Source organism: Dawidia soli (assembly GCF_018598185.1).
Classification (GTDB): Bacteria; Bacteroidota; Bacteroidia; order Cytophagales; family Cyclobacteriaceae; genus Ohtaekwangia; species Ohtaekwangia soli.
In genome coordinates, this window is record NZ_JAHESC010000058.1 from 13173 (window position 1) to 37890 (window position 24718).

The following is a 24718-nucleotide window of genomic DNA, read 5'->3' on the forward strand; positions in this document are numbered from 1 at the left end:
GCCGGGTGCGCCCGAAGGATTGGGGCGATGCACACCATAGTGGTCAAATCCACGATAAAAGTACGGACGGTGCTCGTCGATGTCGGCCCGGATATGTGCGGGTGGTGAGAACACCAGCCTGTCCTTGATCTTTTTTGCAGGGTTGCCACCCACGATCTCGTAAGGTCCCACGTCGTGCAGCACAACCGCGTTAGCGCCGATCACCGCGCCGCGACCGACAGTAATGCCTTGCTTGATGAATACCCCAAACCCGATCCAAACATCCTCTTCGATGTGCACCGGTTTTGAATGCTGACGTAGTCCTTCTTCTGTTCCCAGAACCTTTTCATCCTGGTGCCGGATCAATAACGACGGAAACCGTGTGGCGTAGTGCTGACCCGACGATATGAAAATGTTGGCCGACAGCAAGCAATACCGTTCGATGGTAACCTCGCCGATGATCTTACAATGGGTGTTGAGGGTTGTGCGGTCCTTCAGGATAAGCGCGTCGTTCGGGCCGACGGTGAGATCAGAAAAATTACCGACACGTACGCCTTCGCCCAGCGTGATCGTTTGGCGCGGTGTACCCCCGGGCTCAAAGTAAATACTGACCGTTTTTCCAATCCACGACGTAGCCGCGAATGTTAGTTTCTTAAAAGAATTGGTATACCCACCTTTTAAAATAAACTTCAGGTAAAACAGCCAGGCTTTCATGTGCGATCGCTTCGGAATATAGAACGGTTTATAAAATATCGTTGAACATCAACGGCGATCCTTTCTTCAAATCTTTTTTCGCAGGTAAGCCAATCAGGCTTTCGTAGAACCGCGGCTCCAGACCGTCACCGGGGCGGATCACCTTCAGGTTCTTCGCCGAGAAAACCTCGCCCGCACGAATATCTTCCGCTACATAGATCGAGCGCTTGAACTTCTTGCTGTTGACCTCTGCCTCCAGGATACCGAATTCCGCATGCCCCAGTGCCAGGAATGCGCGCTCGCTTTCCACCACCAGTGACTGCAGCTCTTCCGGCTCCAGCGAGAAGGTGCTATCCACGCCGCCATCGGCACGGCGCAGCGTAAAGTGTTTTTCAATGACGCGAGCACCCAGGGCTACCGAGGCAACAGAAGCGCCAACACCCATGGTGTGATCAGACAAGCCGATGAGACAGTCGGAGAAAATCTGTTGCATAACAGGGATGGTCAGCAGGTTGGTGTTCTCGGGCGTAGACGGATACGTGCTGGTACACTTCAATAACGTGAGATGTTTACAACCGTTGTTGCGCAACACCTGTACCGACTCATAAATATCCGCCAGCGTACTCACGCCGGTTGACATGATCACAGGCTTGCCGGTAGCGGCAATCTTTTTCAGCAACGGATGGTCCGTGTTTTCAAACGACGCCACTTTGTACAGCGGCACGTTCAGGCTTTCCAGGAAATCTACAGCGGTGGGATCGAACGGCGAGCTGAAGGCGATCATGCCGAGCTCATTTGCGCGTTGGAAGATTTGCTCGTGCCACTCCCACGGCGTGTACGCCAGCTTGTATAAATCGTGCAGCTCCTTGCCATTCCACAGCGAATTTTTGTCCTGAATGGTATAGGCGCCTTTGATCGTCATGGTATCGGCCGTGTAGGTTTGCAGCTTGATGGCATGCGCACCCGCTTTCGCCGCCGCGTCGACAATGGCCAACGCCCGGTCGATGGACTGGTTATGATTACCCGACATTTCTGCGATCACAAACGGTTTATGCTGATGGCCAATGGCCCGATTACCTATTTTGAACTCCATGATGCTTATAATTTATACTTGAATGCTTCTTTATAGTTCTCTTCCGTGGGCACTTGCGTGAACCCCATGTTCCTAAAGATCGAATTGGACTTTTCGTTCGAGGCCTTTACATACCCGATGATCGCCACCGGCTGCGTATGCTCTTTCCGGAACTGCTCGATGCCCCGTTGCAACACCCACGAGCCCAACCCTTTGCCGCGATAAGCGGCGTCTATGCCGTAGCTGATGATCGCCTCACCTCCCACAAGATCAAAGCGTATCTGCGCTACCGGCTGCTGCTTATAGACTACGATATAGTAATAAGCAGCCGTTGCTGTGATCTTCCTTTTGAACCAGTTTTCGTGATCGCTATACGGTATCGCACCGCTTTGGAAAGACTGGTTCCGTGTTTCGGGGTCGTTCGCCCAGGCATAGGTTATGTCAACGTCTGCCGCCGTCGCCCGGCGTAATGTGGCGTGCAGGTCATAGTCCAGTAACAGAAAGACCTTTTGCAGACGCTCGTTCGAACGGCCGTCGAAGATCTTTGCCTGTGCGGCCATGGCTTGCGCCACAGCAAAGCCAGGGACCGATGGAAAATCCGCAAAGGCAAACGCCAGCGATTCCCGCAACAGGTAGGCGCAAAGGTCTTCCTGGTTATCGGCCGTCTGGTGCAGATACAACGCCCCGCCCGTGCAGAGGTATTCGTAGGCCACCCCGCTGGGTGAGCATATCGCCGTACGGCACTGTCGCATAAAGGCCACCATGTCGTCCGCCGCCAGGTCGGACAACACCCGAATGGCCCCGCGCTGCGCAGCAAACGCTTGCAAAGAAGCATAGTGCTGATACGCCGCGCCGACCACGACAATGTACTCGTCGAAGTTATGGGCCAGACACTTCTCTAACACATACTGCGTCTGGTTGCCCGGATCGGCGCCACCCAAACAGATAAACAACGCATTGCCGGCGGGAGTTTCATGCCGGTGCCGCGCCGCCTCCAGAAAGGGCTTCTTCAGCAATGTATAGCGGGGACCGAGGTAAAAACGGGTATACGGCTCGGCGCTATACAGCGAAGGATCGATGCCACCCGCATGGTTGATAATGGCGTGCGCCAGAAAATGATACCGGTGTATGTCGTCCAGGCATACGATCTTACACCCGGTTTTGACAATAGCCTGCTGGTAGGCAAGATCAAAATGATATCCATCCAGCACGATGATGTCCTGGGGAGTGAGCAGGTTCCGGACGATATGCTCCGCCTCCTGGGCCGGATCGAGATCGCCCAGGTCGATACACTCCTGACACACATCGGCGATCATCGCCTTCAGCGCGGGCAGCGGGTGGCGGGTCACGAAGGTGCAGACAAAAGCGTCGGCCACCATCGCGGCCAGCCCAAGTGACCGGTGGATATGCCCCAGCCCCATGTGCGCGCTGCCGTCTGCGCGAAAGTAGATATGTGTCCGTTGACTCAAGATTAACGTACTTTAAAGAGCGGTTTCAGCGGCGTGCACTGCAGTTGCCCGGCCAGGTTACCCTTCGCCAGCGCTTCGTTGATCTTTTCGAAGCAAATGCGGTAGGTAGCCATCAGGTGGTCGACGTCTGCGTCGCTGTGCGCATAGCTCACATTGTGCGTGCCGATAAAGAATACACCGTTGGCAAACATCTCCTGCAGGATGAGCGTCTTCAGCTCCCACGAAGTATATTTCTCCGTATCCTTGATCATCAGGAACGACCACACCGGGTAGCCCGCCACGCTCATGACGTGCTCGAGCTTGTATTCTTGAATGAGTGCATTCAGTTTGGAAATGATCGCCTCACCCGTCTTGCGCATCTTTTCGATCACAGGCTCGCGCTGCAGCTTTTTCATCGTCGCGAGCGAAGCCGCCAGTGACAACGTTTCACCGCCAAAGGTGAACGAGAAGAAGATCTCCTCCATCAGCTTCATGATCTCCGCCTTACCGGCAATGGCCGATACAGGGTAGCCATTGGCCAGCCCTTTGCCGAACGTAGCAAGGTCGGGCACGACGCCAAAGAATTCCTGCGCACCACCGTTGGCATAGCGGAAACCTGTAATGGTCTCGTCAAATACCAGCACAGCACCGTGCTGATGCGTAAGCTCTTTTACTTGCTGCAGAAAGTTGTTCTCCGGCGGGAATACGTTCACCGGCTCCAGGATCACGGCCGCCACCTGACCCTTCAGCTCTTCCAGCTTGGCCTGGAGCGACTGAATGTCGTTGTAGGCAAACTTGTGTGTCAGCACCTTGGTGGACTCCGGCACACCCAGATCGCGTGTGGTGGTGCCGATGTACCAATCCTGCCAGCCGTGGTAACCACACACCAGTACGTGGTCACGCTTGGTATACGCGCGCGCCAGGCGAATAGCACCGCCCGTAGCGTCGGAACCATTCTTGCCAAAGCGAACCATTTCCGCGCAAGGCACCATTTTACAGATCTCTTCCGCTACCAGGAACTCCAGCTCGTGGGCTACCGAAAAGATAGTGCCCTTCTGCAGCTGCTCGGAAACAGCCTTGGTAACGTCCGGATCGTTATAGCCCAGCGTCAGCGAGCACAGGCTGTTGACGAAGTCGACGTAGCGGTTGTTGTCCACATCATACATGTAGGCGCCTTCGCCCCGCGAGGCAAAGAACGGCGATACGTTCAGGGGCAGTTGTGTTTTGCTTTTGCTAAAGGTTTGTGAACCCAGGGGGACGGTCTTCAGTGCCCGTTCCAGGTATTCTTCGGATTTCTTATAGCGTGTACTCATGACTCGTTATTTATCGATTTTGTATAACCCTCGTTGCGGGTAATAGTCTGGTTGATATTTCGGATGTCGTCGTTCTTCTCCAGGAAGTTGGCATACATCAGCCACGGTTGCTCCGTGCCGACGCGCAGGATGAGCTGTTCGATCAGGTCAAAGTCGCGCTGCTCGTCGATCGTCATGCGCAGCCCCTCGAATGTATAGCCTTCCGAGAAGTTGCCGGATTGAAAGAGCGTACCGCCTTTATAGGTAGAGTTGCCCCAGATATACGGCGTGACGTGCTCGCGTTCCGACTGTTTGGCGGCCTCCGTCCACGCCTTCTTCAAGGCGGCAAACCGGAATACCTCCACGTCTTGTCCGTCGGGATAGGTGGGTTCCAGCACGTTGGAGCAATAGTCGAGCTTTTCGTCAATAGCCTTTTGAATAACCTTGTCGATCAGCTCGGCGTCGATCAACGGACAGTCTGATGTCAGGCGCACAATATAGTCGGCACCCTTGGTTTCCACCGCGCGATAGAAACGGTCCAGTACGTCGTTTACATCGCCGCGGTAATACTCCAGGCCCAGGCTCGTGGCGATGTCGGCAATGGCCGCATCTTCCGGGTTGGTCGTCGTGGCCACCACCAGCTGATCGATCTTCTTCGATTTCAGAATGCGCTTCAGGTGAAGCTCCAGCAGGGTGTCGTTGCCGATCTTCTTCAGTATCTTGGCCGGCAGCCGTGTAGAGCTGGTCCGGGCTTGTGTTACCGCTACTATTTTCATGTCGTCGCTGGTTAAAAGCCGCCGGAAGCCCGGCGTGCTGGCGATATTATTTAGCGTATTGTAAAACCGTGTCGATTACATATTGCTGCTCTGCGTCCGTCAGGGTAGGATACATCGGCAGGCTCAGGCATTTCTCATAGTACTTCTCCGCCTTTGGCATGCTGCCCTTTTTATACCCCAGGTCCTGGTAGTATGGCATGGTGTGCACCGGGATGTAATGCACCTGTGCGAAGATGTTATGTTTCTTCAGCGCATCGTACAGCTCCTTCCGGTTTTCCACCTGGATCACGTACAAGTGATACGCATGCGAAGTCCCGGCGCCGGGCGTGATGAACTTCACACCTGTATTGTTAAACGCAGCGTCATACCGTTGTGCGATCTGGTGACGCTTTTTCAGGCCTTCGTCGGCACGGCTCAGTTGCGACATACCCAGGGCGCTCTGCATATCGGTAATGCGGTAGTTATATCCCAGCTCCTGCATTTCATAATACCAGTCGCCGTGGTTCTCGTGCAGCAGGTCGGGACGCTTGGTGATACCGTGCGTTCGGAGCAGCAGCAGCTTTTCGTACAGGTCTTTGTTGTTGGTGGTGATCATACCGCCTTCGCCACACGCAATGTGTTTCACCGGGTGGAAGGAGAAGATGGCCAGATCGGCATAGGCGCCGTTGCCGCACATTTGCTTCACGCCCTTGCTGTCCGTAAAATATCCACCGGGGGCGTGGCAGGCATCTTCAATGATCCACAGACCATACTCGTCCGCCAACCGGCGGAAGGCTTCCAGGTCCACCGGGTATCCGGCAAAGTCTACGGGAATGATACCCTGGTAGGTACCACGCGGCGCGGCGGCCAGCGTTTGGCGCACGCGCTCAACGTCCAGCAACACCGTAGTGCCGTCGATATCTTCGAACACCACGTCGCCACCACAATACCGCACACAGTTGGCCGAGGCGGCAAAGGTGATGGGGGTCGTAATGACTTTTTGTCCCGGGGTTACATCCAGGGCCAGCGTGCAAAGGTGCAATGCCGCTGTACCGTTGGCGACCGCTACGGCATACTGCGCACCCACGTAGGCGGCAAACTTATCCTCGAATTCTTTAATGCGCGGACCTTGCGTGAGGAAATCGGCCTGCAGGGCCTCTACAACAGCGTCGATGTCCTGTTGTGTAATATGTTGTCTGCCGTAAGGAATTGGTTTCATGTGTATATCCCGGTCGTTATAATAGATAAAGCAAAGTTTTGATCAAGGTTTCCAGGCGGAAGGGTTTAGCACTTCCGGCGTGGTGATGACGATCGACTCCAGTGCGGAAGCGATACTAGCGGGGTAGTCGGTCACGATCGAAGCCATATTTTTCTGCAGTTGCGCGGCGCTGTCCACCCCAATGATCACCTTGTCGATGGTCTCGCAGTGTAGCGCATAGTTTAGACACATCGTTTGGATGTCAAGTCTATGCTCCCGGGCAATTTCTTTTAGCTGCAGCAAAGGCTCCCGAAACACCGTCAGGTTGCCGGTGAGTGTTTCCGGGTCTTTGAAGAACAGCCCCTGGAAAAAGACCGACCGCACGTGTATCTCCTTGCCCTGGCGTTTGGCCTCCTGCAGGAGCGCTTTCTTGCCGGCGGAAAAATCAAACGGATGTACCGGTAGCTGGATCAGGTCTACAAACGGATCGCGCACCGCCTGTTCCAGCTCGTGCAGGTCATACAGAGAGACGCCCACCTTTTCGACTACCTTTTTATTTTTATATGCCTGCAGCTCTTCGCGGCAGGCGCCGTCGCGGTAGTCCTGGAAGCGGTGGTACATATAGCCGTACAACCGGGTCGCGCCCAGCCGGCTTAATCCCGCGTCCATCTTCTCGGCCAGGGGTGCGCCGGTATGGATAAACTTGTTGACGATCACAAACGACTTCTGCCCGTGCGCCCGTATATAGCGGCCGAGCACATCTAGCGAGTCGCCGTAGGCGTCGGCCGTGTCCAGTAAAGTAATGCCGCTGCGGTGCGCTTCGTCCAGGATAGCAAACGCCTCCTGCTGTGCCGGCTTGCCGGTCTGGTTGTTAATGCCGTACGCCAGTCCCAGTTGTACGGTGCCTAGTCCGATCTTTTGGTGTAGCGCCAGCGTGCTCAAGCAACGAAATTTGGATCCAGGTAATCGCGGATCAATGTCCGAATCTGCTCTACATTCAGCCACTCGGTGTTGGTGCCCGAATTATACTCGAAGCCCGGTTCCACTTTGGTTGCTTTCCGGTTCACGATGTATTCGTCAATGCTCCACGCCGGGTTCTGCGGCAGAATGGCATAGTAGCGACCCAGGTCTACGGTAAAGAATGAATCCGATTCGGTGATCATCTCTTCGTGTATCTTCTCGCCGGGACGAATGCCGACAATCTCTTGTTTACACTTGGGGCCGATGGCTTCCGCCAGTTCTGTAATGCGGTAGGACGGAATCTTGGGAACAAAGATCTCACCACCCATGGCGTGCTCGTGTGCAAACAGTACCAGCTCCACGCCGTCTTCCAGCGAGATGTTAAAGCGGGTCATATTTACATCGGTAATGGGCAGGGTGCCGGTATTACGCTTCTCGAGGAAGAACGGAATAACAGAACCGCGTGAGCCCATCACGTTACCGTATCGCACCACCGAGAACTTCAGCTTGCGTGCCCCTTTGAAGTTGTTGGCCGCTACGAACAGCTTGTCCGAACACAGCTTGGTCGCACCGTATAAATTGATCGGGGCCGCAGCCTTGTCGGTCGACAGCGCTACAACGTCTTTCACACCGGCATCCATCGCGGCGTTGATCACATTCTCCGCACCGATGATGTTGGTCTTGATACACTCCATCGGGTTATACTCCGCGGCAGGTACTTGCTTCAGGGCCGCAGCGTGAATGATGGTGTCTACACCTTCACACGCACGACGCAGACGCTCGCCATCGCGCACGTCGCCGATAAAGTAGCGCATCGCGGGGTACTTCGACTCTGGAAATGTCTGCGACATCTCGAATTGTTTCAGCTCGTCCCGGGAGTATACGATCAGTTTTTTGACGTTGGGATACTTCTGCAGGACCATTTCAACAAATTTCTTTCCGAATGATCCAGTTCCTCCTGTAATTAAGATACTTTTGCCGTTTAACATCCTTGTAAAAATAAGGTGCAAATTTAGCAAAAGTTTAACATGCTACAGTTTGATTATCAGTGGAAATACAGCTAAAAATTGCATCGTTAAACTTCCGACCGGATAAGATGAAAAAGATGGTACAAACAGGAGGTCTGCCCACGACAAAAAGACGCCGTTCCGTTGGTATAACCTTCGTGATAGCGATCGTTTTACCTATTTTCTTTGGGAGTTCCTGCGATAACGACGACGAAACGCCTGACGTGGTCATCGCCCGCTATCCTCACGACAAAACGGCAGCCCTATCGCTTACATGGGACGACGGCTGTGCGTCGGTCTTTACCGACATCATTCCCTTGCTCGACCGGTATAACCTGCCCGGTACATTTTTTATCATTACTGCCAAAGCCCGGGACAATGGCGAATGGCCACAATGGAAAGCGTTGCATGATCAGGGACACGAGATCGCAAGCCATTCCCTTTCACACCTGTCGCTGGGGACCATCCTGGACACTACCGTCCTCAAGACCGAGATTGATTCCAGCTATAGCATGATCGAACATTACATCGGAAAAGCTCCGTTCTCATTCGGCCATCCGTATCACAGCACCAGTTCCCTGGCCGACAAGCTCATCTTCCGCAAATACGGCGCCACCAAAATATCACCCCCCGGCTTTTGCAACATGATCTCCCTCGAAGAGATCGACATGTTTAAACACCAGATGGACCAGGCCCTGCAGACGCATGACTGGTTCGTCACCACCGCGCACGGCATCAACGACTGCCCGCAACCGCTCACAGGCGAGTTCTTCACCGAACTCTTCGATTACGTAACGCCCAACGACGACATTTACATCGATACGTTCGAGCACCTGGCGAAGTATAAAATAGAGCGCACCAACACCCGCGTACACGTTACCAATGTCGACGGCGACATGGTCGTGCAGCTCACCAACGAGCTGCCGTCCGAGGTATTCGACATGCCGCTCACGGTATCGATACCCGGCATAAACCTGGATGAATACGAGATCGTTTCCAATACCGATCCGCACGCTGTAGCCTATGACAAAGATGGCCGTCTATACCTGGAAACCCACCCTCAGTCCACCTTCCGCCTGCGGAAAAAAACGCCATCGAGGTTGATGCTATAAGCCAGCAACACCGATGAAAAGTTGAGCTTGCTCGGAATAAGCTCATCGTAAGCGTTGTCCACCACCGGAAACAACGGGGTTACGCTATATAAATATTTTAGCGAGATCGTACTGCGCCCCACGGTATACCCGGCACCCGCGGAAACATCCACGCCGATTTTAGTCGGACTTCGGTTGCTCAAAACGTTGAGCTTATACCGCAGGGCTTTATCGCAAATCTTTTTGTCGCTCGCCGCCAGCGTCACGTTGACGCGACCGCCCAGGTCGACAAAAAAATGCCTGTTCAGGTGGAGCATCGCACCTACCGGCAACGTCACCATGGAAAACGTCTTTTTTACCTCGATGTGCAACGGGCGGCGGTCCCACTTCGGCGGCCGCGGGTTCTGTGCGATCAGCGAATGATCGGTATACTCATAGTCCAGTTTGCGCTGGGAAAAAGACAACCCGGTATAAAGCTCGATGCGATCGTTGAGGTGCCGGCTGATCTGATACCCCACGGCGAAGCCCCACGTCGCGTCGGTTTTTGTATCGACACCTTCGCTATACAGCCGGTAAGTACCCCCGCGCACAGAGAGGTACGAAGGCAACGCTTTATCAATGACGTGGTCGTACAGAAGGCCGACGGTCACGCTGGAGCGGTACGTCTGCGAAAAACCCGGAGCGATACATCCCACCACCAGTAGCAAAAAAAGCAAATATCCCTTCCGTGTTTCCATACATTCTTACAACGGCGCAGCAGCGCTAAAATTTCGGATCTGATGTGTGACCTCGATCGCCGCGCGCGCATCTTCCAATCCAAAGCCGTTTCCGGCAATGATATCGGCATAGCTCGCGGTGTGCAGATCGGTAAACCCTTCGCTGAACTCTATTTCCTTTCCCTCCAGGGTCAATGACCGGAAGGTTCTTTTACCCGAGGCCTTTACATCGGCCGGCAGGTCGTTGGCGTTGATGCTCAGCATCCAGTGAACACGGGCTTGCTGCAACTCCAGGTAGCCCGCTGCCGCGTCTGTCGTCATACGGCTCACCTGTACATCCTTCACCGCGCCAAAGATCCAGATCAGCATATCAAAGAAATGGACACCGATGTTGGTGGCAATGCCGCCCGACTTCGACAGGTCGCCCTTCCAGCTGGCGTGGTACCAGTTACCGCGCGAGGTGATATACTGCAGGTCGATGTCGTATACTTTGTCTTTCGGCGCCTGCCGCACCTGCTCGCGCAGGGCGATAATGCTGGGGTGCAGGCGTAGCTGAAGGATCGTATAAATGCGGCGGCCTGTCTCTTGCTGGATCTCGGCCAGCGCGTCTACGTTCCACGGGCTGAGCACCAGCGGCTTTTCGCAGATCGCGTCGGCGCCATAACGCAGGGCGTAGCGTATATGCGAGTCGTGGAGATAGTTGGGGGAGCAGATCGAGATAATTTCCACCGGCTCGCCTTTGCGTTTCAGCTTGTCGAGGTGGCGGTCAAACCGCTCGAACTCGGTAAAGAAGTTGGTGTCGGGAAAATAAGAGTCGAGTACGCCGACGTTGTCGTGCTTGTCGAGGGCCGCTACCAGCGTGTTGCCCGTGTCTTTGATGGCTTTGAGGTGGCGGGGTGCAATGAAGCCGGCGGCGCCGATCAGGGCAAAACGTTTCATACAGCCGGCGATGTCAGTTTTTGAACTTTACCTTGTTGCAGGCTGTAGCGTTCGTTGCTTTCGGGGCAAACGGCAATGCCCTCTTCATTGAACTTCAGCTTGTGGCCGTACTCGCTCATCCAGCCCGTTTGACGGGCGGGATTGCCCATCACCAGCGCATAGTCGGGCACGTCGCGTGTCACGACGGCACCGGCACCAATAAAGGCAAAACGGCCAATGTTATGGCCGCACACGATGGTAGCATTCGCCCCGATCGAGGCCCCCGTTTTCACCAGCGTGGAGGCATATTCGTTTTTTCGGTTTATCGCGCTGCGAGGATTGATCACGTTCGTAAATACCATGGATGGGCCCAAAAAGACGTCATCCTCGCATTGGACACCGGTATAGATCGAAACGTTGTTTTGCACCTTGACATTTTTTCCAAGCCGCACACCTGGTGAGATGACCACGTTCTGGCCGATGTTGCAGTGCTCGCCCAGGGTACAACCGGGCATGATGTGTGAAAAATGCCATATTTTGGTGCCTTCACCAATCGTACACCCCTCGTCGATCACGGCGGAAGGGTGCGCAAAGTATGCGGGGATGCTCATAATTTAGAAAAATCGGGTTATTGCGTCGCCAATATACTCCAATTGGCTTGCTTCCATCTCGGTGTGGATGGGCAGAGAAAGAACGGTTTGGGAAAGCTTTTCGGTGATCGCAAAGGTGCCCGGCCCGGCGTCAGCCTGTCGGTAGGCCTTTTGTAAATGCAGCGGCACCGGGTAATAGATCATCGTGGGGATGCCTTGCTGCTCCAGGTGTTGTTTGAGCGCGTCGCGCTTGCCCTCGCCGATCTGCAACGTGTACTGGTGGTATACATGGGTGGAATACGGCGCCCGCCACGGTATGGTCACCTGGGGCACACGGGCCAGCACACGATCGTAAAAGACAGCCGCGTCGTTGCGACGGCGTGCATAGTCATCCAGGTACTGCAGCTTCACCCGCAGGATCGCCGCCTGCAGCGTGTCCAGCCGGCTGTTGACACCCACTAGGTCGTGGTGGTATTTCACCTGCTGGCCGTGGTTGGCAATCATCTTGATCCTGGCCGCCAGCGACTCGTCGTGGGTAAAGAGGGCGCCACCGTCGCCGTAACAGCCCAGATTCTTGGAAGGGAAGAACGACGTCGTGCCGATGGTACCCATCGTACCGGCCTTCTTAACGCTCTTATCCGAAAAGGTATAGTCCGCACCCAGGGCCTGGGCGGCGTCTTCTATAATGTGCAGGTTGTGTTTTTGGGCGATGTGCAGCAGCGGCTCCATGTCGGCGCACTGGCCGTATAGATGCACCGGTACGATCGCCACGGTGCGGGGTGTGATCTTCTCTTCCAGCCGCGCGGGGTCGAGCGTAAACGAATCGGCCCGCACTTCGGCAAAGACCGGCGTCAATCCCAGCAGGGCAATGACCTCGGCCGTGGCCACGTAGGTATGGACGGGAAGAATGATCTCGTCCCCCGGCCTGAAGCCAAGGGCCATCATGGCGATTTGTAGTGCGTCTGTACCGTTGGCACACGGTATGACGGCGCGTACATCCAGGTAGCCGGCCAGCGCCTGGGCAAATTCCTGCACGTCGGGCCCCTGGATGAACGCAGTAGAAGTCAGAACTTTTTCAATAGCATGGTCAATCTCGGGTTTGATCCGGGCATACTGTCGGTGCAGATCAACCATTTGAATTTTTTCCATGGCTATCGCATCACAGGCGGGCGGTGATCTTCGACTTGTCGAGGAAACCTTTCACATCGTACACCACAGCCTTCGGATGGCACAGGCCCCCCAGGTCCAGTTCTTTGAACTCCTGGTGGCTCACCGCCAACACCACAGCGTGATACTTCTTGTCAGGCTTGCCGACCAGCGTCAGGCCGTACTCGTGCTTCACTTCAGCGGCGTCGGCTTGCGGATCGAAGATGTCGATGTTCGTGCCGAAGCTTTGCAGCTCGCGGATCACATCCACCACCTTGCTGTTACGGATGTCCGGGCAGTTTTCCTTGAAGGTGATGCCCAGGACCAGCACGTTGGCTTTGTTGATGGGCAATTCGTTTTGCGCCATCAGCTTGATGATATTGTTGGCGATATAAACGCCCATGTTGTCGTTGATGCGACGACCCGCCAGGATCACCTGCGGGTGGTAGCCCAGGCTGTCAGCCTTGTACGTCAGGTAGTACGGGTCAACACCGATACAGTGGCCGCCTACCAGCCCCGGCTTATAGGGCAGGAAGTTCCATTTTGTACCCGCCGCTTCCAGAACTTCGTGCGTGTCGATGCCGATACGCTCGAAGATCAGGGCCAGCTCGTTCACGAACGCAATGTTGATGTCGCGCTGAGAGTTCTCAATTACTTTCGCTGCTTCGGCAACCTTCAGCGACGACGCTTTGTGTGTACCCGCAGTGATGATTTTTTTATACAGTTGGTCAACTTTCTCCGCAATTTCCGGAGTGCTGCCACTGGTTACTTTCTTAATAGTAGGAAGACGGTGTTGCTTGTCACCGGGGTTGATCCGCTCGGGTGAATAGCCGCAGAAGAAGTCAACGTTGAACTTCAGACCGCTTACTTTCTCCAGCACCGGCACACAGACCTCTTCGGTACAGCCGGGGTATACAGTGGACTCGTAAATAACAATATCACCTTTTTTCAGCACGCTGCCAACGGTCTTGCTGGCGCTTTGCAGCGGACGCAGGTCAGGTGTCTTAAATTCGTCTACAGGGGTGGGAACCGTGATAATGAAATAGTTAACGTCTTTCAGGTCGCTGGTGTCCGACGAAAAAGTGAGGCCCTTCGAGCTCTTCAGCTCCTCCGGTTCTACTTCCAGAGTACGATCATGACCCTTGCGGAGTTCCGCGATCCTGTCCTGGTTGATGTCAAAACCAACTACTTGTAACTTCTTGCCAAACTCTACAGCCAACGGTAACCCTACATAACCAAGTCCAATGATACCGATCTTCTCCATGTTGGTTTTTTATAAGCTAATTTGATAATACTCTTTATACCAGTCGATGAAATTGCCGATGCCCACTTCGATTGGCGTAGACGGTTTAAAATCTACGGCCCGCATCAGGTCGTCTACGTCGGCAAAGGTCGCCGGCACGTCGCCGTCCTGGATCGGCATCAGGTTCTTGATCGCTTTTTTGCCGAGCTTTTGTTCGATCACTTCAATAAAATACATCAGCTCGGTCGGGCGGTTGTTGCCGATGTTGTAGATCCGGTACGGAGCAAAGCTGGTGGCCGGGTCGGGCTGCATGCCGTTCCATTCGGGGTTAGGAGTAGGGATATGCGTTGTCAGGCGGCTGATGCTCTCTACGATGTCATCCACGTATGTGAAATCGCGGCGCATCTTGCCCTGGTTGTAAACGTCGATCGGCTTGCCCTCGATGATGGCCTTGGTGAAGATGAACAACGCCATGTCGGGACGGCCATACGGACCGTATACCGTAAAGAAACGAAGACCCGTAGTGGGCAGGTTGAACAGCACCGAATACGTGTGCGCCATCAATTCGTTAGACTTTTTCGAAGCCGCATACAGCGAGATCGGGTGGTCCACATTGTGGTGCACCGAAAACGGCATCTTGGTATTGGCGCCGTATACCGAGCTGGACGACGCGTAGACCAAATGCTTCACCTGATTATGGCGGCAAGCCTCCAGGATATTCAGAAACCCGTGCAGGTTGCTTTCCAGGTAAGCATGGGGGTTCACTAACGAATACCGCACACCCGCCTGGGCTGCCAGGTTTACGACGTAGTCCGGCTTTTGCTCCGAAAAGATCTTGTTGATGCTTTTCTGGTCGGCCAGGTCGGCTTGAATAAAGGTGAAAGCAGGCAGACTCTTGAGGATCGCAAGACGGGAACGCTTCAGATTTACATCATAGTAATCGTTTACATTGTCGATTCCGATCACCTCGAAGCCCCGTTTTATGAGTTTCTGCGACAAGTGGAACCCGATGAAGCCGGCCGCGCCGGTCACCAGCACTTTGTGTTGAGATGTCATTATTTTTCGTTAAAACAGCGCCAAAGTAAGCGAATTTGAGGTAATATTAAAAATCTGCTAAACTTGCATCCTCATTACATCCCATGGATAAAAATCTGCCTGACGAGATCGACCTGATGGAGCTTTTGGCCAAAGCTTATCGTGGCATAAAACGACATCTTATCCTCTTCATCGTGCTGCCCGTCGTGGGCGCCGCCATCGCCTTGCTCATCTCTTATAATGGTCAGGATAAGTATGCTTCCAGTATGATGCTCTCTACCGACCTGATCAGCAAGAACGAGGCTGAGTTTATCGTAAAGGAGCTCGAAGCAGCCGACTCCATTATGCCCGGCCTCACCCGGGACGAGGCTCAACGGCTCCTGGACCTGCGATTCACGGTAGATAGTAAGACCGAGCGCGTTCCCGTAAGCAAAGAAGTAGCCATCGACCGGGAAGTGATTTTTCTCAAGATCACAGCCGAAGTAACGGACCCCTCCATCTTCCCCTCGTTGGAGCGGAAGCTGGTGCGGTACATGAACTCCATTGATCCCGTGGTACAAAACCGCAAGCGCCAGGAGTTCTTACATACGAAGATGATCGCCAAGCTCGATTCCGAGATCGTAACGCTCGACGGCATCCGCCGGCAGTCAGACAGCAGAGCCATGGCAGAGTACATCAATCCGGCATCATTGTTCTCGAAGACGATAGAGCTCTACGAAGACCGCACGCAACGCGAGCTTCGCCTGCAGGATATGGCCAGCGTACATCTGACCAAGGGCTTTGGCTCGCTCATGAAAGACTCGCGGCTGCCGCGCACGCTCACGGTGATCCTGGGCTTTGTCGCCGGGCTGTTCACGTTTGTGATCATCATGTTTGTGCAATACTTCAACCAGTACAACAGCGCACTGAAAGAATAAACCAAACGCCGGGATGCTGCTGATACTGATACGAAAGGAGTTTATGCTCGAGCTGCGGCGCAAGGCCGTGATCTCGGGCATCGGCCTGTATATGTTCAGCCTCATCTTTATTTGTTACCTCACCTTCAGCCTGCGGCAGAACTCCATCAACGAAGCCACCTGGTCGGCGCTGTTCTGGCTGGCCATTCTTTTTTCGGTGGTGAACAGCGTCGCCAAAAGCTTCATCGGCGAGAAGCGGGGCATCGCGATCTATTATTACACGCTGGCTAGCCCCCACGTTGTAATCCTCTCCAAGATCCTGTACAACGCGCTGCTGTGCCTGGTCCTGTCCCTGACGGGCTACGGGCTGTTTGCCTTGTTCATCGACAATCCCGTACAAGACACGCTGTACTTCCTGCTCACACTGGTGTTGACGTCCCTGGGGTTTTCGTCGGCGCTCACGCTCATCTCGGGCATCGCCGCCAAGGCCAACAATAGTCACATCCTCATGGCCGTCCTCAGCTTTCCCGTGGTCATCGCCATTTTGCTGATGGCCATCCGGCTGACCAAAAACGTGCTCGACGGCATCGACCGCGGCGCCAGCCTGGACGAGCTTCTCAACCTGCTGGCAATTAATTGTATCCTCACAGCGCTGGCGTATTTGCTCTTCCCGTATATTTGGCGCAGCTAACAGACCTTTGAAAAGCGGGCATGAAGAATTGGGTTAAAATACTGGGAATCTGCTTGTTGCTGTATGTACACACGGCAGGCCTCCTGGCCGAGGTTCCCCGGCTGAACATCCTCAACGAAACGATCCGGGCCTTGTACTTCCATGTGCCCATGTGGTTTGGCATGACCTTCCTGTTTACCATGTCAGTCTATTACGCCATTCTCTACTTGCGCAACCCGTCGCCCGAGCTCGACCGCAAAGTGCTGGAATATGCGAATGTCGGTACCGTCTTCGGTGTGCTGGGCATCCTTACGGGCATGCTGTGGGCCAACTACACCTGGGGATCACCCTGGCACGGCGACCCCAAGCAGAACGGCGCCGCCATCGCCCTGCTGGTCTACCTGGCTTACTTCGTACTGCGTGGCTCGCTAGATAACCAGGAACAGCGCGCCCGCCTCAGCGCAGTCTATAATATCTTTGCCTTCGCTGCCATGGTACCGCTCATCTTTGTGATCCCCCGCATGACAAGCTCTATGCACCCAGGCAGCGGCGGCAACCCCGGTTTTAACGTCTATGAACTGGACTACCGCATGCGGATGGTCTTTTACCCTGCGGTGGCCGGCTGGATCCTGATCGGACTGTGGATCACCAACGTGCGTATCCGACTCAAAAACGTGGAAGAAGCGATAATCGAACTAGAAGATGAAAAATAAACTCCTGACCGCCCTCCTGTCTTTATTTACCGTCCTGGCGGCGCAAGCGCAATCGTCTGACGTAGAAATGGCCGACACCATGCGGTCGGAAGGAAAGATCTACGTGGTCGTAGGCATCATCCTGATCGTACTCGTCGGTCTGATCGTATACCTCTTGCTAATAGACCGCAAAGTAACACGCCTCGAAAAGCAACTTTCTGACAGACAGCGTTAAACTTGTATAAGCGCGCGTATTCCGGGCTGACTTTTTTCAGCTGAAATTCCCTTACTTTCTAGGCTTTTGTGTCTAATTTTGCGCTGCCTTTGAAGTGAGGAGGAATTATGAAGAAATCGCACATTTTAATCATTGTGGTCATCGCCGTAGCCATCGGGATCATGGTAGGCACCGCCGGCGATGCCAGCACATACGTGAATTTCGACGAGGCGCACAAACTGGCCGCCGCCGGTAAAACAAAGGATATACACGTGGTAGGCCAGCTGAAGAAAGATGCCGGCGGACACATCGTAGGCATTGAAGAAGGCGCCGACAGGGTGTCGTTCTCATTCATCCTGGTAGACGACGCCGGCAAAGAACAGCGGGTAGAATACAACGAGCCTATGCCGCCCGATATGCTCAAGTCTGAAAAGGTCGTGATCGTCGGCAGCTACGCAGGCGAGCGCTTCAAAGCCAGCAAGATCATTCTGAAATGCCCCTCCAAATACCAGGAGGAAGGGATCAATGCATAAAGGCACGCGGCATAGCTTCCGGCCGGGCCGCCTTGTTATTTTCTTTTTTCGTCAAACCGCTACGGCAATATCATGATGCACTATTGGGTTGGTAACCTCGGTCACTTCTTTGTCATTACGTCATTTGTCACGGCCATCGCGGCAGCATTCGCGTACTTCCGCGCCGCGGCCACCGAAGACCTGGGCAACAAAAACGCCTGGCTCATCAACGGCCGGACGGGCTACTACCTGCACGCCGTCGCCATCGTCGGTGTTTGTGTGCTGCTGTTTGTCATCATCTGCAACCACTACTTCGAGTATCACTACGCCTACAGCCATTCTGATAAAAAGCTGTCCACCGATTATCTGATCTCGACATTTTGGAACGGGCAGGAGGGCAGCTTCCTGTTGTGGATGTTCTGGCAGGCGCTGCTGGGCATCGTACTGATCCATACCAACAAATTCTGGGAGGCGCCCGTCATGACCGTGTTCGCCCTCGTACAGGCCTTCCTGGCGTCGATGATCCTCGGCGTGGTGTTGCCGGGCATATCGGTAAAGATCGGCAGCTCGCCGTTCATCCTGCTGCGCGAAGTCATGCAAGATGCGCCCATCTTTAAGACCAACCCCAACTTCATTCCCGAAGACGGCACCGGCCTCAACCCGTTGCTGCAAAACTACTGGATGGTCATTCACCCGCCCACGCTGTTCCTCGGCTTTGCCACAACGCTCGTACCCTTTTCATTTTGTATCGCCGGCCTCTGGTTTAAGAAATACCGCGAGTGGATCCGCCCCTCACTACCGTGGGCACTGTTCAGCGCGGCCGTACTGGGCCTGGGTATATTGATGGGTGGCTATTGGGCCTACGAAACGCTCAACTTCGGCGGCTACTGGAACTGGGATCCGGTAGAAAATGGTGTATATGTGCCCTGGCTCGTACTGGTAGGCTCCATTCACACCATGATCTCTTATAAGAACAGCGAGACTGCGCTGAAAGCATCCGTCATCCTGGTGATCGCAACGTTCATTCTGATCTTATACTCAACGTTCCTGACACGCAGCGGCGTGCTGGGCGATACATCCGTACACTCCTTTACCGACCTGGGCTTGTCAGGGCAGCTGTTGGCTTACTTACTGTTCTTTGCCGTGGCGGCTATTGTATTGGCCATCGTACGCTGGCGCGAAATTCCCTCCAGCAAAGAGGAGGCCGCCGTATACTCACGCGAGTTCTGGATCTTTATCGGCGTGATCACGCTTTGCTTTATGGGCTTCCAGGTGTTGATCCCCACGTCGTTTCCGGTGTGGAACCAGTTCGTAGGGTTGTTCGGTATCAAATCTTCACTCGCCCCTCCCGGCGACCAGATCGCCTTTTATTCTAAGTTCCAGCTGTGGTTTGCCATTATCATAGCCTTTCTTTCCGGTGCCGTGCAGTTTCTGTGGTGGAAAAAGATCGACGTCAGGACCTGGATGCAGCAGCTCATTATACCCTTTGTGGTAGCGTTGCTGGCAGCGCTCATCATTGTCAACGTCCGCAAAGTATTTGATATACGTTTTGTGCTGATGCTGCTCGGTGGGTTATTCACGATATGCGCCAACGCTAAAATTATTATACAGCTGATGCGCACCAGCCCCGGCCTGTCTGGCGGTGCCGTGGCGCACATCGGCGTTGGCCTGATGCTGATCGGCGTGATGTTCTCGGCCGGCTACTCACGGGTCGTGTCGCTGAACAACACGGGCATGATGATCTCCAAGGATTTCAGCGACGAGTTTAACCGCGACAACCTCATTCTCTTTATCAACGAACCCCGCACCATGTGGGGCTATGACATCGAGTACATGGGCGAGCGCCTGGTTCCGCGTTATCACGGGGGCTATGTACGCAGCAGCGACGTGGTCACGACCGTCGACAAAGATCTTGTCATTACCAAGATCCCTCAGAACCTCGAAGGCGTCGCCTATAAAGCCGGCGACACGATCAGGGTCAAAGGAGAAGACACCTACTACGAAATTCAGCTCCGCAAGGACGGCAAAACCTATAAGCTTCACCCGCGTGCCCAGATCAACCAGGAGATGGGCGGCATACTGGCGTCACCCGACATCTACCGCACCGTGAGCGCTGACCTGTACACACACGTGTCGTCGGTCATGAACACCACCGAAGAGCCGGAGTGGAGCCCCTTGCAAGAGGACACCGTTCGTCAGGGGCAGCAGTTTTTTGCCAACGACTATGTCACCGTGCTGGAATCGGTCGAACGCGTGAACACCGTAGAGGGCGTGACGCTGGGAGATCAGGACGTGGCCGTGCGGGCGCATATCCGGATCCAGGGCGAACGCGGCGATTATATAGCCGAACCGCTCTTTGTCATCAAAGACAAAATGGTGGGCCGCATCTCCGACGAGGTCAAAGACCTGGGCTTGCGCTTCACACTGCTCAGCATCCACCCCGAGACCAACACCTTTGTCGTGGGAGTCAACACCCGGCAGAAGGATTGGGTTATCATCAAGGCCATGGAGAAACCGTTCATCAACATTCTGTGGATCGGTACCCTCGTACTGATGGCCGGCTTTGGCATCGCCATGGTACGCCGCTTCCGCGAGTTCATCAAGATGAGAGCGAAAGGCCAGGAGTAAGCAGCGTCGCAATACCGTATAGGGCACACGGGTACCACCGGGGTGTCAATGCTTTTATGTTACGCTCAGGCCGCTTATATTGAACGCGTGAATTTGCTGTGCGACTATTTTATCGGTGACTACCTACGCCGTGAACCTGACCTATTGAAACAGGCGAGCATCCGACTGGTGTATCACATCCTCATGGCCGCCATCATCTCGCTGGTCTTCTTCTTCGCCATTTACATCATTAAGCGATACGATGTCCAGCTGATCAAGAACCTGATCATCTTTGCGCTGTTCGTCGGAGCACTTTTTTATATCAAGTATACCGGATCGATCCGGTCTGTCTGCCACTTCCTCGTCACGGTTACGTGGTTGAACAATAATGTCAACATCTATCTCTTCGAGGATTTTAATTTCATCGTTGCGTTGCTGACCGTAGCCGATATCCTCTTTGCCTTTCATACACTGGGGAGTCGCGCGGGATTGATCTATTCGCTGTTGCACTTTCTCCCCATCCTGGCATACTTCATGATCCGCCATGCTGGCATCCACCTGAATCCCGGACCGCCGCAACAACTGGCCTACACGGAGAGCATCATCACGTTGTTCCTCATGTTCTTTATCATTATCTACCTCATCTATCATTACCATCAGGCCTACGAGCTGGCACGCCGCGCCATCTTGCAGAACGTAGAAGACCTGGAGAAAGCCCGCGAGATCGCCCACGCCATGAACAGGCTCAAGGCGAACTTCCTCTCGAACATGTCGCACGAGATCCGCACGCCCGTCAACGGTATCCTGGGCCTCAGCCAGGTGATCGCCCTCGAGTCGAAGGAAGAAGACACGCGCAAGTATGTGGAAATGCAACAGCAAAGCGGCCGTCGCCTGCTCGACACTATGACGAGCCTACTCGAGCTGTCGCGCCTCGAGGCCGAACAGGAAGAGCCCGGGCGCAGGGCCGTAGCCATCAATCCCCTCGTGGAACAGTGCCTGGCCGACGTCGAGGGCCGTGTGCGCGAGAAAAGACTCGACATCACCTTCCGCCCTTGCCCCAACAGACCGGAAGGTCTGTCGGACGAGCACATGCTGCGGCAGGTCATCGCCCACGTCGTGGGCAATGCCGTGAAGTTTACCGACCGCGGCAGTATACTCGTGGAGACCCGCCTGGCGGAGGCCGACCCCGGCATGATCATGATCCGCATTACCGACACGGGCATCGGTATCGGCCCCGAGTTTATGGCCCGCATGTACAGCCCCTTTGAGCAGGAAAGCACCGGCCGCAGCCGCAGTCACGAAGGCACCGGATTAGGACTTGCCCTGGCGAAGAAGTACATTCAGTCTCTGAAAGGCGAAATACGCGCCCAATCAGAAAAAGGCAAAGGCAGTGTATTTACCATACTGCTTCCGGCCTATATACCCACAGCATGAAGCGCATCTTATACGTCGAAGACGACCTGATCAACGCGTTGGTCATGGAGAAACTTTTAAAAGAAAGGTTTTTGATCACCCATGTGAACAACGGTGAAAGCTGTCTGGCAACGCTGGCCCGTGAAAGCTTTGACCTGGTGCTGATGGACATCAACCTCGGCCCCGGCCGGATGACGGGTGTCGAAGCGCTGCAAGCCATCCGCCGCGGGCCCGCGACGGCCGGCATACCCGTGGTAGCCATCACCGGCTATGCCTTTGCCCACGACGAAGAACGGTTTCTGAAAGAGGGCTTTACCGGCTACATTCGCAAGCCACTCGACTGGCGTGCGTTGCCCGAAAAAATCGACCAATATTTTGCCCGGTAGTTTTACTTCCTGGGGGTTTTTGTAATTTCAAAACTTTAGTGATAACCGATCGTGCTGTTGAATTCACGTCCCCCGTTGGCGGAGCGCATGCGCCCGGCAAAGCTCGATGAGCTGATAGGACAAGAACATCTTACAGGCCCGAATGGAGTCATCCGCCGGGCCATACAAATGGGCAATATTCCCTCCATGATCTTCTGGGGGCCGCCCGGTGTCGGCAAGACCACCCTGGCCAACATCATTGCCAACGAAATAAAGAAACCGTTCTATACCCTCAGCGCCATCAACGCCGGCGTAAAAGACGTGCGCGAGATCATCGACAAAGCCAAACACTCGACGCGCTCCATCCTGTTCATCGACGAGATCCACCGCTTCAATAAAAGTCAGCAGGACGCCCTCCTGGGGGCGGTCGAAAAGGGAACCATCACACTCATTGGCGCCACCACCGAAAACCCCTCGTTTGAAGTGAACACCGCGCTGCTGTCGCGGTGCCAGGTATATACGTTGCGTGCCCTGACCGAAGACAAGCTGCTGGAGCTCGTGCGCCAGGCGCTGACACGCGACGAAGACCTCAAGACCCGCAACATCGAAATACGCGAGCACCAGGCGCTGCTCAACATCAGCGGCGGTGACGGCCGCAAGCTGCTCAACCTCGTCGAGCTGATCACCGAAGCCGTGCCCGGCGACCTCGTCGTTACCGACGAGCTGGTCATGGAGCTGGCGCAAAAACACATCGCCATCTATGACAAGAATGGCGAGCAGCACTACGATATCATCTCCGCCTTTATCAAGTCCATCCGCGGCAGCGACCCGAACGCCGCGCTATACTACCTGGCACGTATGGTAGAAGGAGGGGAAGATGTGAAGTTCATCGCCCGCCGGTTGGTCATACTCGCGTCGGAAGATGTCGGCAACGCAAACCCCACGGCGCTCATCCTGGCGACGAACACCTTTCAGGCCGTCAACATCATAGGCTACCCCGAGGCACGCATCATCCTGGCGCAATGTGTAGTATACCTGGCCAGCTCGTCCAAGAGCAACGCCAGCTATATGGGCATCGGCAAAGCGCTGCAGATGGTAGCACAGACCGGCGACCTGCCGGTGCCGCTGTCGATCCGCAATGCACCCACCAAGCTCATGAAAGACATGGACTACGGCAAGAACTACCAATACGCGCACGACTACGAAAACAACTTCATCAACATGGAGTTCCTGCCCGACAAGATCAAAGGCACCAAGTTCTACGAACCGGGCAACAACGCACGCGAAGACGAGCTGCGCAAGTACCTGCGCAATCTTTGGAAAGATAAATACCGATACTAACCCAGGCCGGCCGCCATGCAACAGATACTCTTCGACTCATCGCCCGCTTATTTGCTACTGTGCCTCGTATTGGCCGTAGCGCTGGCGTACCTCATGTATCGCGCCGGCCACCCCTGGAGCAAGACGTGGAACCGCGCACTCCTCGGCCTGCGCGCAGTGCTGCTCTTCCTGCTGTTCTTCCTGCTGCTGGGCCCGATCGTACGGCAGATCAACAACCTCTTTGAAAAGCCCGTGTTCGTACTGTTGTACGACGACTCCGCCTCGGTGCGCGAAGCAACAGACTCTACCGTGCTGCATATGGTAGTGCAACGATTACAAGCCACCGAACAAGCCCTGGAAGAGCAGGGCTACCAGGTGGTCCGTACCGGCCTGGCCGGAACTCCCCTCGACAACGTAACGTATACTGCGCCTACCACCGACCTGACAGGGGCACTGAAAAAAATATCCGATCGCTACGAAGGCAAAAAGATCGCCGGCGTACTGCTGGCGTCCGACGGTATATATAACACCGGCCTCTCGCCGCTCTATGCTTCGTACGGATTCCCCGTTCACACCCTGGGCCTGGGCGATACGCTGCAGCGCATGGACATTGCCGTCAAGAACGTCGCCTATAACAAGATAGCCTACCAGGGCAACCAGTTCCCCGTGCGGGTAGAGGTCATGGCGCGCAACGTCGGCAGCCGCGCCGTGCAGGTGTCGCTGCTGCAACGCGGCCGGGTGCTGTCGCAACAAACCAAGCCGGCCAACGGCGACCAGCTGCTGGTATACGATTTCCTCGCCGCCGCCAACGATCAGGGTATCCAAAAGCTCGACGTGGAAGTTACCGTGCTGCCCGGCGAGTTCAACACCCGCAACAACCGTACAT

At 54.8% G+C, this 24718-nt stretch carries 23 protein-coding genes and 2 pseudogenes; 11 read left to right on the forward strand and 14 right to left on the reverse strand.

The window, feature by feature from the left end:
* Nucleotides 1-117: 117 nt before the first annotated feature.
* The 8 genes and pseudogenes from KK078_RS30890 to pseB all read right to left on the reverse strand — a co-directional run.
* Nucleotides 118-273, reverse strand: a pseudogene (locus KK078_RS30890) (DapH/DapD/GlmU-related protein); the annotation flags it as partial.
* A 448-nt stretch (nt 274-721) separates the two neighbouring features.
* The gene (gene pseI / locus KK078_RS26775) at nt 722-1765 is read right to left on the reverse strand and encodes a pseudaminic acid synthase (protein WP_254093415.1); all 1044 of its coding nucleotides are present in this window, start codon (nt 1763-1765) and stop codon (nt 722-724) included.
* A gap of 5 nt (nt 1766-1770) precedes the next feature.
* Nucleotides 1771-3213, reverse strand: coding sequence for a UDP-2,4-diacetamido-2,4,6-trideoxy-beta-L-altropyranose hydrolase (gene pseG, locus KK078_RS26780; protein WP_254093416.1), 1443 nt, complete (start codon nt 3211-3213; stop codon nt 1771-1773).
* A 2-nt stretch (nt 3214-3215) separates the two neighbouring features.
* Nucleotides 3216-4505 carry an aminotransferase class III-fold pyridoxal phosphate-dependent enzyme gene (locus KK078_RS26785; protein ID WP_254093417.1) on the reverse strand — a complete coding sequence of 430 codons (1290 nt, stop codon included), beginning with the start codon at nt 4503-4505 and terminating at the stop codon, nt 3216-3218.
* On the reverse strand, nt 4502-5260 hold the full coding sequence (locus KK078_RS26790; RefSeq protein ID WP_254093418.1) for a glycosyltransferase family protein: 759 nt from the start codon (nt 5258-5260) through the stop codon (nt 4502-4504). The genes KK078_RS26785 and KK078_RS26790 overlap by 4 nt, the downstream gene beginning before the upstream one ends.
* A 46-nt stretch (nt 5261-5306) precedes the next feature.
* A complete protein-coding gene (gene pseC / locus KK078_RS26795) occupies nt 5307-6458 on the reverse strand; it encodes a UDP-4-amino-4,6-dideoxy-N-acetyl-beta-L-altrosamine transaminase (RefSeq protein ID WP_254093419.1) in 1152 nt (383 codons plus the stop codon).
* A gap of 42 nt (nt 6459-6500) precedes the next feature.
* Nucleotides 6501-7379, reverse strand: a complete 879-nt coding sequence (locus tag KK078_RS26800; protein WP_254093420.1) for an aldo/keto reductase — start codon at nt 7377-7379, stop codon at nt 6501-6503.
* On the reverse strand, nt 7376-8386 hold the full coding sequence (gene pseB / locus KK078_RS26805; protein WP_254093421.1) for a UDP-N-acetylglucosamine 4,6-dehydratase (inverting): 1011 nt from the start codon (nt 8384-8386) through the stop codon (nt 7376-7378). Before pseB ends, KK078_RS26800 begins: the two co-directional genes overlap by 4 nt.
* A gap of 107 nt (nt 8387-8493) precedes the next feature.
* Here pseB and KK078_RS26810 point away from each other — a divergent pair, with 107 nt between their 5' ends.
* Nucleotides 8494-9516 (forward strand): polysaccharide deacetylase family protein, encoded by a 1023-nt coding sequence (locus KK078_RS26810; protein WP_254093422.1) that lies wholly within the window; start codon nt 8494-8496, stop codon nt 9514-9516.
* Here KK078_RS26810 and KK078_RS26815 read toward each other — a convergent pair.
* Genes KK078_RS26815 through KK078_RS26840 form a run of 6 tightly spaced genes read right to left on the reverse strand, consistent with a single transcriptional unit; the run spans nt 9465 to nt 15164 of the window.
* Complete coding sequence (locus KK078_RS26815) at nt 9465-10232, reverse strand: outer membrane beta-barrel protein (RefSeq protein ID WP_254093423.1); 768 nt, start codon at nt 10230-10232, stop codon at nt 9465-9467. The two genes, KK078_RS26810 and KK078_RS26815, sit on opposite strands and share 52 nt — an antisense overlap.
* 6 nt (nt 10233-10238) lie before the next feature.
* On the reverse strand, nt 10239-11150 hold the full coding sequence (locus KK078_RS26820; RefSeq protein ID WP_254093424.1) for a Gfo/Idh/MocA family protein: 912 nt from the start codon (nt 11148-11150) through the stop codon (nt 10239-10241).
* Complete coding sequence (locus tag KK078_RS26825; protein WP_254093425.1) at nt 11147-11740, reverse strand: acyltransferase; 594 nt, start codon at nt 11738-11740, stop codon at nt 11147-11149. Before KK078_RS26825 ends, KK078_RS26820 begins: the two co-directional genes overlap by 4 nt.
* Before the next feature lie 3 nt (nt 11741-11743).
* On the reverse strand, nt 11744-12868 hold the full coding sequence (locus KK078_RS26830; RefSeq protein ID WP_254093426.1) for a DegT/DnrJ/EryC1/StrS family aminotransferase: 1125 nt from the start codon (nt 12866-12868) through the stop codon (nt 11744-11746).
* A 10-nt stretch (nt 12869-12878) separates the two neighbouring features.
* The gene (locus KK078_RS26835; RefSeq protein WP_254093427.1) at nt 12879-14129 is read right to left on the reverse strand and encodes a nucleotide sugar dehydrogenase; all 1251 of its coding nucleotides are present in this window, start codon (nt 14127-14129) and stop codon (nt 12879-12881) included.
* Between the two features lie 9 nt (nt 14130-14138).
* Complete coding sequence (locus tag KK078_RS26840; RefSeq protein ID WP_254093428.1) at nt 14139-15164, reverse strand: NAD-dependent epimerase; 1026 nt, start codon at nt 15162-15164, stop codon at nt 14139-14141.
* 83 nt (nt 15165-15247) lie between these two features.
* Between KK078_RS26840 and KK078_RS26845 the strand changes: the two genes are divergently transcribed.
* The 10 genes and pseudogenes from KK078_RS26845 to KK078_RS26890 form a co-directional block, all read left to right on the forward strand.
* Complete coding sequence (locus KK078_RS26845; protein WP_254093429.1) at nt 15248-16060, forward strand: hypothetical protein; 813 nt, start codon at nt 15248-15250, stop codon at nt 16058-16060.
* A 13-nt stretch (nt 16061-16073) separates the two neighbouring features.
* Nucleotides 16074-16730: a heme exporter protein CcmB gene (locus KK078_RS26850; protein ID WP_254093430.1), complete on the forward strand. Its 657-nt coding sequence runs from the start codon at nt 16074-16076 to the stop codon at nt 16728-16730.
* A gap of 20 nt (nt 16731-16750) precedes the next feature.
* Nucleotides 16751-17422 (forward strand): cytochrome c biogenesis protein CcsA, encoded by a 672-nt coding sequence (ccsA, locus tag KK078_RS26855; protein ID WP_254093431.1) that lies wholly within the window; start codon nt 16751-16753, stop codon nt 17420-17422.
* A complete protein-coding gene (locus tag KK078_RS26860) occupies nt 17412-17636 on the forward strand; it encodes a CcmD family protein (RefSeq protein ID WP_254093432.1) in 225 nt (74 codons plus the stop codon). Before ccsA (KK078_RS26855) ends, KK078_RS26860 begins: the two co-directional genes overlap by 11 nt.
* 107 nt (nt 17637-17743) lie before the next feature.
* Entirely contained in the window at nt 17744-18148 is a 405-nt protein-coding gene (locus KK078_RS26865) for a cytochrome c maturation protein CcmE domain-containing protein (protein WP_254093433.1), read from the forward strand.
* A gap of 72 nt (nt 18149-18220) precedes the next feature.
* On the forward strand, nt 18221-20755 hold the full coding sequence (gene ccsA, locus KK078_RS26870; RefSeq protein ID WP_254093434.1) for a cytochrome c biogenesis protein CcsA: 2535 nt from the start codon (nt 18221-18223) through the stop codon (nt 20753-20755).
* 144 nt (nt 20756-20899) lie between these two features.
* The gene (locus tag KK078_RS26875; protein ID WP_254093435.1) at nt 20900-22168 is read left to right on the forward strand and encodes a sensor histidine kinase; all 1269 of its coding nucleotides are present in this window, start codon (nt 20900-20902) and stop codon (nt 22166-22168) included.
* On the forward strand, nt 22165-22533 hold the full coding sequence (locus KK078_RS26880; RefSeq protein ID WP_254093436.1) for a response regulator: 369 nt from the start codon (nt 22165-22167) through the stop codon (nt 22531-22533). The genes KK078_RS26875 and KK078_RS26880 overlap by 4 nt, the downstream gene beginning before the upstream one ends.
* A gap of 87 nt (nt 22534-22620) precedes the next feature.
* On the forward strand, nt 22621-23853 hold the full coding sequence (locus KK078_RS26885; protein WP_254093437.1) for a replication-associated recombination protein A: 1233 nt from the start codon (nt 22621-22623) through the stop codon (nt 23851-23853).
* A 15-nt stretch (nt 23854-23868) separates the two neighbouring features.
* A pseudogene (locus KK078_RS26890) lies at nt 23869-24718 on the forward strand (VWA domain-containing protein); the annotation flags it as partial.

Coding starts and splice junctions, on each gene's coding strand:
- KK078_RS26815 (WP_254093423.1), bottom strand. CDS start 10,232: ATGGAAACACGGAAGGGATATTTGCTTTTTTTGCTACTGGTGGTGGGA.
- KK078_RS26830 (WP_254093426.1), bottom strand. CDS start 12,868: ATGGAAAAAATTCAAATGGTTGATCTGCACCGACAGTATGCCCGGATC.
- KK078_RS26835 (WP_254093427.1), bottom strand. CDS start 14,129: ATGGAGAAGATCGGTATCATTGGACTTGGTTATGTAGGGTTACCGTTG.
- KK078_RS26850 (WP_254093430.1), top strand. CDS start 16,074: ATGCTGCTGATACTGATACGAAAGGAGTTTATGCTCGAGCTGCGGCGC.
- pseC (WP_254093419.1), bottom strand. CDS start 6,458: ATGAAACCAATTCCTTACGGCAGACAACATATTACACAACAGGACATC.
- KK078_RS26820 (WP_254093424.1), bottom strand. CDS start 11,150: ATGAAACGTTTTGCCCTGATCGGCGCCGCCGGCTTCATTGCACCCCGC.
- pseB (WP_254093421.1), bottom strand. CDS start 8,386: ATGTTAAACGGCAAAAGTATCTTAATTACAGGAGGAACTGGATCATTC.
- KK078_RS26810 (WP_254093422.1), top strand. CDS start 8,494: ATGAAAAAGATGGTACAAACAGGAGGTCTGCCCACGACAAAAAGACGC.
- KK078_RS26860 (WP_254093432.1), top strand. CDS start 17,412: ATGAAAAATAAACTCCTGACCGCCCTCCTGTCTTTATTTACCGTCCTG.
- KK078_RS26825 (WP_254093425.1), bottom strand. CDS start 11,740: ATGAGCATCCCCGCATACTTTGCGCACCCTTCCGCCGTGATCGACGAG.
- KK078_RS26885 (WP_254093437.1), top strand. CDS start 22,621: ATGCGCCCGGCAAAGCTCGATGAGCTGATAGGACAAGAACATCTTACA.
- KK078_RS26785 (WP_254093417.1), bottom strand. CDS start 4,505: ATGAGTACACGCTATAAGAAATCCGAAGAATACCTGGAACGGGCACTG.
- ccsA (WP_254093431.1), top strand. CDS start 16,751: ATGAAGAATTGGGTTAAAATACTGGGAATCTGCTTGTTGCTGTATGTA.
- ccsA (WP_254093434.1), top strand. CDS start 18,221: ATGATGCACTATTGGGTTGGTAACCTCGGTCACTTCTTTGTCATTACG.
- KK078_RS26845 (WP_254093429.1), top strand. CDS start 15,248: ATGGATAAAAATCTGCCTGACGAGATCGACCTGATGGAGCTTTTGGCC.
- KK078_RS26880 (WP_254093436.1), top strand. CDS start 22,165: ATGAAGCGCATCTTATACGTCGAAGACGACCTGATCAACGCGTTGGTC.
- KK078_RS26840 (WP_254093428.1), bottom strand. CDS start 15,164: ATGACATCTCAACACAAAGTGCTGGTGACCGGCGCGGCCGGCTTCATC.
- pseI (WP_254093415.1), bottom strand. CDS start 1,765: ATGGAGTTCAAAATAGGTAATCGGGCCATTGGCCATCAGCATAAACCG.
- KK078_RS26790 (WP_254093418.1), bottom strand. CDS start 5,260: ATGAAAATAGTAGCGGTAACACAAGCCCGGACCAGCTCTACACGGCTG.
- KK078_RS26865 (WP_254093433.1), top strand. CDS start 17,744: ATGAAGAAATCGCACATTTTAATCATTGTGGTCATCGCCGTAGCCATC.